This window comes from Stenotrophomonas sp. YJH_SMC_58, from assembly GCF_059369635.1.
The window spans coordinates 333520-345844 of record NZ_JCAFSW010000002.1; the positions used below are offsets into that span (position 1 = coordinate 333520).

Genomic DNA, 12325 nt, shown 5'->3' on the forward strand with positions numbered 1-12325 from the left:
AAACCCGGAAAAAACTACCACATGCGGCCATGGCCGCGACGGCCGGGGCCGCCGCGCGTCAGCCCCGGCTCATGCCCCGTCGAAGCGGTACAGATCCATGGCAAGGAAGCCGGCATCGATGCCGGCATCGATGCGGCGTGCGCCGAAACCGCCCTCGCCGGCCGCGCCCATTGCAAAGAACAGCGGCAGCAGGTGCTCGTCGGTCGGGTGCGCGCGTTCGGCGAACGGCGCCTGCCGACGGTAATCCAGCAGGGCCTGGCGGTCATCGGCGGCCAGGCGCTGCTCCACCCATTCGATGAAGGGCCGCACGTACGCCGCTTCCTTGCCGTCCTGGTAGTCGCCCCAGTCGTGCAGGTTGTGGGTGATGCTGCCGGAGCCGACCAGCAGCACGCCCTGTTCGCGCAGCGGCGCCAGCGCACGGCCCAGCGCGAACTGATGCTCGGGGCCGAGCAGCGGCTGGATCGACACCGGCACCACCGGGATGTCCGCCTGAGGGCGCAACAGCCGCAGCGGTACCCACGCGCCGTGGTCGAGGCCACGCTGCGGGTCGATGGCTACTGGCAGGCCTGCGGCGGCGATGCGGCCGGCCACTTCTTCGGCCAGTGCCGGATCACCCGGTGCCGGGTACTGCAGTTCGAACAGCGCGCGCGGGAAGCCACCGAAGTCGTGGATGGTCGGCGGCTGTGGATGCGCACCGACCAGCGGCTGCCGGCCCAGCCAGTGCGCCGAGGCCATCACGATGGCGCGTGGCGTCGGCAGATCGCGCGCCAGCTCGGCCAGGCGCACGCCAACCTGGCCCGGCTGCAGGGCAGTCATCGGCGAACCATGGGAGATGTACAGCGAAGGCAGGCGGGACATGGAATTCTCCAGTTGCAGGATCAGGCGGCGATCAGCGCGAACGCAGGGTCCACTTGCCATCGCCGAGCAGGAACAGCACCACCAGCGCCAATGCCCAGAACGCCGGGTATTCCCAGCCGCCGCCGGCATTGGCGAAACCGAAGCCGTTGGCGCCGTGCACGGTGACGATGGTGCCCAGCAGCAGCGGCACGCCGACCAGGCCCACCCAGCGTGCGTAGATGCCCAGCAGCAGCGCGACGGTGATCACCAGCTCGACGCCGATGGTGAGGTAGCCGAGCACACCGGGCAGGCCCAGAGACTCGAAGAACGCCGCCGTACCGGCCGGGGTGAACACCAGCAGCTTGGTCAGTGCGTGGACCAGGAACAGCACGCCCAGAGCCAGGCGCAGCAGGGTGGCGCCATACGGCGCCAGCGGCGAAACAGGAGCGGTCGTGGTGTGCATGGCAAAGCACCTTGAAGGGAGTGGGCACAGGTTATTGCGCCTTCACGGGCCGATAAATACGATCGTTTGACCGTATTTATTTCACAAGGCGCAACAATGGACACCCTGGAAGCGATGCGCGTGTTCGTGGCGGTGGTCGAGCGCAACGGCTTCAGTGCCGCCGCCCAGGCCATGGACATGTCCACCGCCGGCGTCACGCGCCAGGTCGCGGCGCTGGAAAAGCGCCTGTCCACCCGCCTGCTCCACCGCACCACGCGCCGGGTCAGCCCGACCAGTGCCGGCGCCGCCTACTACGCCCAGTGCGTGCGCCTGCTGGCCGAATTCGACGCGCTGGAGGCCAGTATCGGCGCGCAGGCGCTGGAGCCTTCGGGCACGCTGCGCATCAACGCACCGGTGAGCTGGGGCATTGCCCGCCTCGGCCCGCTGCTGGCCAGTTATCGCCAGCGCTTCCCGCAGGTGGAGCTGGACCTGGCGCTGTCCGACCGGCTGGTGGACATGGTCGAGGAAGGCTACGACGTGGCCATCCGCATCACCCGCGAGCCCGGTCCCACGCTGATCGCACGTCGCCTGGGCGAATCGCGGGTGAGCCTGTGCGCCGCGCCGGCCTACCTGGCCGCACACGGCACCCCGCAGACCCCGCAGGAGCTGCAGGCACACGCATGCCTGAGCTACAGCTACTGGGCCGCTGGCGACCATTGGCCACTGCAGGGACCGGGCGGCGAAGTGAAGGTCTCGGTAAGCAGCCTGCTGCACGCCAACAACGGTGATGTGCTGCGCGAAGCGGCGATCGCCGGCATGGGCGTGATCCTGCAGCCCGACTTCCTGCTGGAAGACGCACTGGCCGATGGCCGTCTGGTGCGCGTCCTGCCCGAGTGGGAGGCCGCGCCGATCGGCATCTTCGCGGTCTACACCAGCCGCAGCCACCTGGCACCGAAGGTGCGCAGCTTCATCGACCACCTGGTGGAAACCGGGGTGTAGCCGAGCCTGGCGTTTGCGGTAGTGCCGGCCGCTGGCCGGCAATCAGACACCTCCCGGTCCTGGGCGAATGCCGGCCAGCGGCCGGCACTACCACTTAGGCGGCGACCTCATCCAGCGCGTCGATGATCCGTTCCAGCGGCGCCGGCCGTCCCAGCAGGTAGCCCTGCACCTGGTCACAGCCGTGCGCAGCCAGCCAGTCCAGCTGTCCCGGCGTCTCCACGCCTTCGGCGATGATGGTCAGGCCCATGCTGTGGCCCAGCGACAGCAGTGCGCGGCAGATCGAGGCGTTGCGTGGATTGGTTTCCACGTCCGCCACGAAGCTCCGATCAATCTTCAGGATGTCCAGCGGCAGGTGCTGCAGGTAGGACATGCTGGAATAGCCGGTACCGAAGTCATCCAGCGACACGCTGATGCCCTGCTCGTGCAGGCGCTGCATGGTCTGCATCGCCTGCCCCGGCTTGCGCATCAGGCTGCTCTCGGTCAGTTCCACATGCAGCGCACCCCGCGCCAACCCGAACTCCTGCTGGGCGCGGGTGAACTCGGCCACCAGGTCGCTGTTGAAGAACTGCACGGCCGAGACGTTGACCGCAATCGGCAGTTCGCCCCACCCGGCCTCGACCAACCGCCGCTGCGCCTTCGCTGCCGCTCGGATCACCCAGCGGCCAAGTGCCAGGATCAGCCCGGTGTCCTCGCACAGCTGGATGAACTCATTGGGCGGAATGAAGCTGCCATCAGCCTGCGGCCAGCGCAGCAATGCCTCCAACGCCGCCGGGCTGCCATCGCTGGCATGCCGGATCGGCTGGAAGTACAGCTGGAACTCGTTGTCGATGGCCGCATGGATGCGCCCGGCCAGGCGCAACCGGTCGGCCAGCCGCGTGGTCACCGCTGCGTCGAACCAGACCACCACGTTGCCCTCGGCACGCGCCGCGTGCGCCGCCTGCGCGGCCATGCCGATCACCTGTTCGGCGCTATGGCCGTCACCGGCCACATGCACCGCAACGCCGATGCGCGGCTCGAACTGGTGCAGTGAATCCTTGCCGCGCATCGGCGCCGACACGATCTGCAGCAGGTCGTCCAGCACGCGCTGGGTATCGTGCTCGGCACCGATGGCGAACACGAAGTCCTCCGCCGGCTGGAACGCCAGCGTGCCGCAGCGTGCGCCCAACCCGCCCAAGCGGGTCGCCATCGACTGCAGCACGGCATCACCGATCTCACGGCCCAGCGTATCGGCCACCAGCTGCAGCCCGCGCAGCTGCACGAAGGCGATGGTGTAGCCCTCCTCCTGCTCGTCCAGCTGGTCGGTCAGGGCGCGCACATTGAGCAGGCCGGTGGCCGGGTTGTGCCGTGCCTGGTAGGCCAGGTCGCGCTCGTAGGCCAGCCGTTCGCTCACATCCTCGGCCAGCACCAGGCACGCGGGCTGTCCGTCGAAGTCGAGCTTGGACAGGTGTGCGCGCACCTCGAACACACTGCCGTCCTTGCGCCGGTGCAGGCGCACGGTCGCGTCGGGGGGATCGCCCACCTGCGCCCGCTGGATGGCACCACGCACTTCGTCCCAGCCTTCGCGCGGGCGGATGTCGAGGATGCTCATCGCCAGGAACTCGTCGCGGCTGTAGCCGTACTGGCGCACTGCAGCGTCATTGACCTCGATGAAGCGCAGCGTGTCCGGGTCGAACACCCAGAATGGCGCCGGGTTGCGGTCGAACAGCAGGCGGAAGCGGCGTTCCACTTCGCTCATCTGCTCGCGCGCCTGATAGCGTTCGCTCAGGTCGGTCAACGCGCCGATCATGCGTCGTTCGCTGTCGGCCACCTCCACCCGCTGTCCGCGCGCGCCGACCCAGCGCACTTCACCACCGGGCAGCACCAGGCGGAACACCTGGTCGAGCACTGCGCCGCCGGCAAAGGCCTGGTCGAAAGCCTGCTGCAGGCGCGCGGCATCATCGCGATGCACGCGCGCGAAGAAATCCGCGACCGGCAAGGCGTCGGTCTGTACCCCAAAGATCTCGCGGGCCAGCGGCGACCAGCGCAGCAGCGCGGCGTCCTCATCCACGTACCAGGTACAGACACGACCGACCTGGTGCGCAAGACGCAGCTCGGCGTGGCCTGTTTTCAGCTCCTCGGCCATCGCCTGCTGGCTGCGGGTGCTGCGCCGCACGGCGTACAGCAGCACCAGCAACACCGCGATGTAAGCCAGTACGATCGCCACCGACGCCTGCAGGTACGGCCACCAGGGCGCGAGCACGTCCTCGTCGGCCAGGCCGACCTGCACCGCCAGCGGGCTGCGTTCCAGCGTGCTGATGGTGATGATGCGCGGCACGCCGTCGACGACGCCCGGCATGCTGCCCAGTTCGACCACCGCCTGCTTGCCGAGCAGGTCGCGGCGCGGGAGATCGTAGCGACGGCCCACCGTGCCATGCGGATCGGGTACGCGGGCCAGCATGTAGCCCTCGGCATCGCTGATCGAGACCAGTCCGTTGGGGCCGACATCGAGGCCGCCGACGATGCGTTGCAGTTCGCCACAGCGCAGCCGCGCTAGCAGCCAGCGTTCATCGGCCATCGGCAGCGCCAGCGGGACCACCCAGCCGCCATCGCTGGCCCGCTGCGGCGGGCCGATGTACAGGGCGCTGCCCTGGCCACGACGCTGCGGGTCGGTCCACAGCGGCAGCTGCAGGTCGCCCTCGCCGGCCGTCAACGGTCGGCCATGGCGGTCGAGCACGGCGATGCTGTGCAGTTCGGCATGCCGGCCCAGCACCCCGCCGATGGAGGCATCCATCAAGGCCGGCGCCTGCGCCGGCACGCTGCGGAACAGCTCGGCGGCGTCGGCGGCGATGCCGGACATGGCCCGCTCCAGGTTGCGCAGTTCCAGCGCCAGCAGGCGCTCGCTGCCCACCGCCAGCGCCCGGCTCTGCCGCTGTGCCGCTTCCAGGCGGCGGTGGTAGTCATTGACCAGCATGAGGGTCAGGCCGGTTACCAGCAGCACGCCCAGCAACACCCCGCCCCAGGTAATGGCGCGCAGCGGCCGGGCCAACGCCCGTTTCAGCGCGGGCATCGGTTGGTCTTCCTTGTGCAGTCGGCTGGCTTCATGCGCGAACGAATCCTCCACGTCCCCGACCTCAACGGCCGGCGGACGCCATTCTTGACGCCTGACCCCGTCCTGCATGGCCACCTCCCCGTGTCCGCGCAGGGCTCCAGGGCCCAGCATGCACCACCCCGGTGACGGCGTGAAGATCGCTTCGGCGCGTTCAGCCAGATCCTGCACAGGACCGGCCAGCCACAGGGACGGCCAGCCGGGCTGCGGCGGATTAGACTTGGGGTTTTCCGCTGCAAGAGAAGTCCATGTCCAAGCTGCGCCGTCCCACCCTGGCACTGGCCATCGTTGCCAGCCTGTCCCTGGCTGCCTGCGACCGTCCGGCCGATCCGGCCGCTGGCACCGCCAAGCCCGCCGAGGCTGCACCCGCTGCCGCCAAGCCGATGCTGGGCAGCTTCGGCTTCGATGCCAGCGGCATGGACCGCAGCATCGCGGCCGGCGATGACTTCTTCGGCTTCGCCAACGGCACCTGGGTGAAGAACACCGAGATTCCGGCCGACCGTTCGCGCTTCGGCAGCTTCAACGTCATCGCTGAAAAGACCCTGGCCGACACCCGCGCCATCCTCGAGGGTGCGGCCGGCAATGCGCAGGCCAGCGGTGACGACAAGCTGATCGGCGACTACTACGCCGCCTACATGGACGAAGCCGGCATCGAGCAGCACGGCATCGCCCCGGTGCAGCCGCAGCTGAAGGCCATCGATGCGATCGCCGACAAGGCTGGCCTGGCACGTGCCCTCGGCGGCGAGATGCGCGCCGACGTCGACCTGCTCAATGCCACCAACTTCTACACCGACCGCCTGTTCGGCCTGTGGGTGTCGGTGGACCTGCTGCAGCCGGACCGCACCGCGCCGTACCTGGTGCAGGGCGGCCTGGGCATGCCCGACCGCGACTTCTACCTGGGCGGTGGCCGCATGGCCGAGCTGCGCAAGCAGTACCAGGCCTACATCGCACAGATGCTGCAGCTGGCCGGCGTCGCCGATCCGGCGGGCAAGGCACAGCGCATTCTCGCGCTGGAAACGAAGATCGCGCAGGCGCACGCCACCCAGGAAGAAACCAATGACGTGACCAAGGGTGCCAATCCGTGGACCCAGGCCGACTTCAATGCGAAGGCGCCGGGCATGGACTGGAGCGCCTTCCTCGACGCGGCCGCACTGGGCAAGCAGCAGGACTTCATCGTCTGGCAGCCCAAGGCCGTGGCCGGCCTGTCCAGGCTGGTCGCCACCGAGCCGCTGGATGCCTGGAAGGACTACCTGGCCTTCCACGCGCTGGACCGCGCCGCTGCCTACCTGCCGAAGAAGTTCGCCGATGCCCGCTTCGCCTTCCACGGCACCGCGCTGAGCGGCACGCCGCAGCAGAGCGACCGCTGGAAGCGTGCGGTGGACGACGCCAACCATGCCGTCGGCGAAGCGATCGGCAAGCGTTACGTCGAGAAGCACTTCGACGCCAGGACCAAGGAACGCGCGGACGAGATGGCGAAGAACATCATCGCCGCCTTCGCCAAGCGCATCGATGCGCTCGCGTGGATGTCGCCGCAGACCAAGGCCAGCGCCAAGGCCAAGGTGGCCGGCCTGACCGTGGGCATGGGCTACCCGGAAAAGTGGCGTGATTACACCGGCCTGGAGATCCGCCGTGATGACGCGCTGGGCAATGCGCAGCGCGCCGAACTGTTCGAGTACCAGCGCAACATCGCCAAGCTGGGCAAGGCAGTCGACCACAGCGAGTGGGCGATGCTGCCGCAGACCATCAATGCGATGAACGTGCCACTGGAAAACCGCCTGGTGTTCCCGGCCGCGATCCTGCAGCCGCCGTTCTTCGACGGTGCCGCCGACGACGCAGTGAACTATGGTGCGATCGGCGCGGTGATCGGCCATGAGATCAGCCATGGCTTCGATAACGCCGGCGCGCTGTTCGACGAGACCGGCAAGCTGCACAACTGGTGGACCGCCGAGGACCTGAAGCAGTTCAACGCCGCCGGTGATGCGCTGGCCGCGCAGTTCAGCAGCTACGAGCCGTTCCCGGGCGTGCATGTGAACGGCAAGCTGACCCTGGGCGAGAACATCGCCGACGTGGCCGGCCTGGGCACTGCCTACGATGCCTACCAGCTGTCGCTGCAGGGCAAGCCGGGCCAGACCCTGGAAGGCTTCACGCCGGACCAGCGCTTCTTCCTGGGCTTCGCCCAGGCGTGGCGCAGCAAGAGCCGCGAGCAGGCGCTGCGCAACTCGCTGCTGACCGATGTGCATGCGCCAGGCCAGTTCCGCGCACTCACCGTGCGCAACATCGACGCCTGGTATCCGGCGTTCGAAGTAAAGGAAGGCCAGAAGCTGTACCTGGCCCCGGACAAGCGGGTCAAGGTGTGGTGATGTAACCGGAACGGGCGCCGCGAGGCGCCCGTTTCATTTCCTGGTAGCTGCCAACCTTGGTTGGCAAATGCCCCGCTCGGGTGGATGCCGACGTTAGTCGGCATATCTACAGGTCTACAGGACTACAAGCCATCCATGCATGGCGTGGATCTACCGGCGCGTTGTGGCAATCACCAGCGTGGCGACCATGGCAAGCCCGGCCGCGGCCCACAGATTCGCATGCAGGCCCACGCCATCCAGCAGCCATCCACCGCCCCACGCGCCCATTGCGATGCCGATGTTGAACACACCGACATACAGCGCGGTGGCGATCTCCACCGCATGCGGCACTGCCTTCATCATCCAGCTCATCAGGCCGACCGACACGCCGCCATAGGCCAGGCCCCACAGCAGCAGCACCACAATGCCGCCGGTGGGTGTGCCGCCCAGCCACAGGAACAACAACGGCGTCAGCAGCAGGCCGCAAGAGATCGCCAGCAGCATGCCGCGCGGGTGACGAGCGGCCAGTGGCCCGGCGATGAAGTTGCCCGCGATGCCCGCCATGCCATAGGCGAACAGCAGCGCGCCGATCCAAGCGGCATCCGCGCCCGATCGCAGGGTCAGCAACGGGCGTACATAAGTGAACGCAATGAAGTGACCCGCTACCAGCAGCAGCGTCAGGCATAGGCCGCGCTGCAGGCCACGGTGGCCGAGCAGCTGCACGAACTGCGCCGGGCGCACCGACGCCACCACCGGCAACGCGGGAACCACCCACAGATGCAGCAGCATCACCGCCGCACTGAACAGCGCCATCGCTGCGAACGCGAAGCGCCAGCCCAGGGCGTCGCCGATCAGTGCACCCAGCGGCACCCCCAGAACCGATGCTGCGGCCACGCCCCCGAAGATGATCGAGGTGGCCAGGCCGATGCGATGCGCCGGTACCAGGCGGGCTGCCAGCCCACCAGCGATGGCCCAGATCCCGCCCATGCAGAACCCCACCAGTACGCGCGCGGCCAGCAGCCAGCCGATGCCGGGTGCCAGCGCCGAAGCAACGTTGGCGACCAGCAGCAGCCCCAGCAGCACACACAGGATGCGACGACGATCGATGCCGCCGGCTGCGATCACCACCAGCGGTGCGAACACTGCCGCCAGCAGGGCCGGCAGCGAGATCATCAGGCCGACGGTGCCGGTGGACGCGCCGAGATCTTCGGCGACAGGGGTCAGCAGGCCCACCGGCAGCATTTCGGTGGTGACCACCGAGAAGGTGGCGAGGCCAACCGCAGAAACCGCCCACCACGGATGGCGATGCACAGGCGCGGCATGCGCAGGCGACGAAGCGCTCACGGGATAATTCCTTCAGGGGTGGATGCGGCAGCCGGGCGCAAGGCACGTCGCGCGAGAACGGCCAACAGCAGCACGCCCCCGCCTGCCACCAGTGCAACGACAAAGCCGCTACGCACGCCCCCCGCATCGACGCTCTGCCCGGACAGCGCCGCGCCCAGCGCCACGCCGATGTTCAATCCGGCCAGCAGCCAGGTCATGCCCTCGGTCAGGCGCGATTCGGGCACGCGTTGTTCGACCAGCGACATCGCCACGATCATCGTCGGTGCGAAGAACACCCCGGCCAGCAGCACCGCCACGGCCAGCCCGGGCAGGCTGCCGACCCACGGCAGCGGCAGGGTGGTCATCGAGGTAGCTGCTGCACCGAGCAGCAACAGGCGCCGCAACGGCGCCTGCAGCTTCAGTGCCCCGAACAGCAGGCCCGCCGCGCAGCTGCCCAGCGCATAGGCCGACAGCACCACGCTGGCGGCAAGCGGCTGCCCCCGCTGTTCGGCGAAGGCCACGCTGGTGATGTCGACCGTACCGACAATCACGCCCATCGCCAGCATCAGCAACGCCAGCAGGCGGATCTCCGTGTGCCGCAGCAGCGAGCCCGAGGGAGTTGCACCTTCGTGCTGCTGCAGCGGCGGCTCGGTGCCCCGCTGCAGCACCAATGCGGCGACGCCGACCACCAGCAGCAGGGCGGCCGCCAGTACGCCGGCCTGTGGCCATACCGCCACCGACAGCCCCACTGACAACGGTGGACCGACGATGAAGGTCACCTCATCGAACACGGTCTCCAGCGAATACGCGGTCTGCAGCTGCGGGCGACCGCGATGGATCGCAGTCCAGCGTGCGCGCACCATTGCGGACACGCTGGGCATGCACCCAGCCAGCATGGCGGCGACGAAAAGCGCCCAGTCTGGCGCAGCCAGCAGCGTGCACGCGAGCAGCAGCAACAACCCTGCCGCACTGGCCGCAGTAGCCCATGGCAGCACCCTGCCCTGCCCGCGCCGGTCGACCCAGCGCGATACCTGCGGTGACAGCAGCGCATAGGTCAGCACGAAGGTGGCAGACACCGCACCGGCCAAGGCATAGCTGCCGCGCAGCTGCGACAGCAGGGTGATGATGCCGATGCCGGTCATCGGCAGCGGCAGGCGGGCCAGCAGGCCGGCCAAGGCAAGGCGGGCGGTGCCGGGGGCGGCGAACAGGTCGCGGTAGGGGGTGGCCATCGGGATCTCCAGGGCAGCGGCTTGCCTGGCGCTCCCGGCGCCACGACAATACATACAGAGCGTATGAATAAGAGCCTACATTCATACGCGACGTATGTAAATAATCATGCACTGCGTATGTAAGGAGTTCCGGATGGTCCGTCGCACCCGCGCCGAGATGGAAGAAACCCGTGCCAGCCTGCTGGCCACCGCCCGCCGCGTGTTCAGCGAGCATGGCTATGCCGCCACCTCGATGGATGACCTGACCGCCCAGGCCGGCCTGACGCGGGGTGCGCTCTACCACCACTTCGGCGACAAGAAGGGACTGCTGGCCGCAGTGGTCGCCCAGCTCGATGCCGAGACCGACCTGCGCCTGCAGGCGATCAGCGATGGCGCGGATGATGCCTGGGACGGTTTCGTGCAGCGCTGCCGTGCCTATCTGGAGATGGCGCTGGAGCCGGAGATCCAGCGCATCGTGCTGCGTGACGCGCGCGCGGTGCTGGGTGGCGCCTCACCGGAATCGCAGCGCCACTGCGTGCACTCGATGCAGCGCCTGATCGAACAGTTGATCGCGCAGGGCGTAGCGATGCCGGTGGATGCGCAGGCGCTGGCATCGCTGATCTACGGCAGCCTGGCCGAGGCCGCGTTCTGGATCGCCGAGGGCGAGGATGGCGACACGCGCCTGCGGCAAGCGACGGTGGCGCTGGAGATGCTGTTGCGTGGGTTGAAGTCGGCCGGGTGAGGCCCATCCACGCATGGCGTGGATATACTGCCGCATCCGCTCTGGTAGAGGCCAACCTTGGTTGGCCCTTCTGCGGCACCGCGCGCAACGCGTGTGCCAACCAAAACCATGGCATCAGTAGATCCACGCCATGCGTGGATGAAGCTCTATCGCGCAGCGCGTGCCAACCAAGGTTGGCACCTACCAGAACCATGGCGTCAGTAGATCCACGCCATGCGTGGATGAAGCTTTATCGCGCAGCGCGTGCCAACCAAGGTTGGCACCTACCGGGGAACGGTGGGCCACTCGCGCAGGGCTTCCACTGGCACGCCCATGCGCGCACAGGCGCGGCTGGCGAGGCCATCGGGCAGCGCACGGCGGAACAGCGGCGCCATGCCCTGCATCAGCTTCGCTGAAGCGGCCGCCTGCGCACGCTGGCGGCCGCTGCGTTCAAGCATGCCTTCGGCCCAGTCCGGCAGCAGTGCCGCACCGGCGCCAAGGAACACCTCGCGCGACAGCCCCGGCACCGGTACCGGCAGGCGCACGCCGGACAACACCTCCAGCACTTCACGCGAGCGCTCGTCCACACGCAGCTCCGGTTGCCGCGCGCAGAAGTACGCTGCCACCTCGGCTTCACTGCGCGGCACATCCACCGCACCCAGTGCTTCGGCCACGCGGCGGTACTCGTCGTAGTAGCGGTCGGCGATGTGCGCCGGCACCTCGCGCCCGTAGCGACGAAAGCCCTGCAGGAAACCAAACGCCTCAGTCACGTGCACCCATGTCAGCAGTTGTGGATCGTCCGCCGCGTAGGGCTCGCCCTGCGCGGTCTGGCCGCGGATCTGTGCATGGATGCGGCGCACCTTGGCCACCAGCGCCTCTACCTCCCCGCTGGGTGCATAGCTGGTACCGGCGACAAACGCGGTGGTGCGACGCAGGCGACCCACCAGGTCCTGACGGAAATTGGAGTGGTCGTAGACCCCGGCCAGCGCGCGCGGATGCATGGTCTGCAGCATCAGCGCACACAGGCCCCCGGCCAGCATCGAGGGGAACTCCGCGTGCAGGCGCCAGGTCACGCTGTCAGGTCCAAACCAGCCCGGGTCACCCAGCGGCTGGTCGTAATCGATGCCGCTCTGACCACGCGGGAAGGCCTCCAGTACCCAGCGCCGGATCGGCGCGGTGACGGGGCGGGAGAGTCGCTGCAGCAGAGCCGGCATCACAGGTCCAGGAAAAGCGAAAGGGTGGCCGCGAGTTGCGCGGTCGGCCCCGATTCTGGGCGATCACGACGCCGGCGGCGAGTCTTCGCACTCAGCCACGGTTTCATGTGCGCCCGCAGCACATTTCACCCTGCGACATCCTGTCGCAGGCTCCGGC

General features: G+C 68.3%; 9 protein-coding genes. 3 read left to right on the forward strand and 6 right to left on the reverse strand.

What is annotated here, in order from left to right:
• Positions 1-69: 69 nt before the first annotated feature.
• The gene (locus AC5P68_RS03980) at positions 70-858 is read right to left on the reverse strand and encodes a dioxygenase family protein (RefSeq protein ID WP_033833706.1); all 789 of its coding nucleotides are present in this window, start codon (positions 856-858) and stop codon (positions 70-72) included.
• A gap of 31 nt (positions 859-889) precedes the next feature.
• Positions 890-1300, reverse strand: coding sequence for a DoxX family protein (locus AC5P68_RS03985; protein WP_005407907.1), 411 nt, complete (start codon positions 1298-1300; stop codon positions 890-892).
• Positions 1301-1396: 96 nt separating this feature from the next.
• On the opposite strand from AC5P68_RS03985, the gene AC5P68_RS03990 reads away from it, so the two are divergent.
• Positions 1397-2278: a LysR family transcriptional regulator gene (locus AC5P68_RS03990; RefSeq protein WP_049431991.1), complete on the forward strand. Its 882-nt coding sequence runs from the start codon at positions 1397-1399 to the stop codon at positions 2276-2278.
• Between the two features lie 94 nt (positions 2279-2372).
• Here AC5P68_RS03990 and AC5P68_RS03995 read toward each other — a convergent pair whose 3' ends face one another.
• The gene (locus AC5P68_RS03995; protein WP_414498069.1) at positions 2373-5435 is read right to left on the reverse strand and encodes a bifunctional diguanylate cyclase/phosphodiesterase; all 3063 of its coding nucleotides are present in this window, start codon (positions 5433-5435) and stop codon (positions 2373-2375) included.
• A gap of 176 nt (positions 5436-5611) precedes the next feature.
• Between AC5P68_RS03995 and AC5P68_RS04000 the strand changes: the two genes are divergently transcribed.
• On the forward strand, positions 5612-7723 hold the full coding sequence (locus AC5P68_RS04000; RefSeq protein WP_033833703.1) for a M13 family metallopeptidase: 2112 nt from the start codon (positions 5612-5614) through the stop codon (positions 7721-7723).
• A 150-nt stretch (positions 7724-7873) separates the two neighbouring features.
• Here AC5P68_RS04000 and AC5P68_RS04005 read toward each other — a convergent pair whose 3' ends face one another.
• Both AC5P68_RS04005 and AC5P68_RS04010 read right to left on the reverse strand, forming a co-directional pair.
• Positions 7874-9046, reverse strand: coding sequence for an MFS transporter (locus AC5P68_RS04005; RefSeq protein WP_049402672.1), 1173 nt, complete (start codon positions 9044-9046; stop codon positions 7874-7876).
• Complete coding sequence (locus tag AC5P68_RS04010; RefSeq protein ID WP_049402671.1) at positions 9043-10254, reverse strand: MFS transporter; 1212 nt, start codon at positions 10252-10254, stop codon at positions 9043-9045. The genes AC5P68_RS04005 and AC5P68_RS04010 overlap by 4 nt, the downstream gene beginning before the upstream one ends.
• Positions 10255-10387: 133 nt before the next feature.
• On the opposite strand from AC5P68_RS04010, the gene AC5P68_RS04015 reads away from it, so the two are divergent.
• A complete protein-coding gene (locus AC5P68_RS04015) occupies positions 10388-10975 on the forward strand; it encodes a TetR/AcrR family transcriptional regulator (protein ID WP_033833700.1) in 588 nt (195 codons plus the stop codon).
• Between the two features lie 263 nt (positions 10976-11238).
• Here AC5P68_RS04015 and AC5P68_RS04020 read toward each other — a convergent pair whose 3' ends face one another.
• Complete coding sequence (locus AC5P68_RS04020; RefSeq protein WP_495216786.1) at positions 11239-12168, reverse strand: oxygenase MpaB family protein; 930 nt, start codon at positions 12166-12168, stop codon at positions 11239-11241.
• Between the last annotated feature and the right edge of the window lie 157 nt (positions 12169-12325).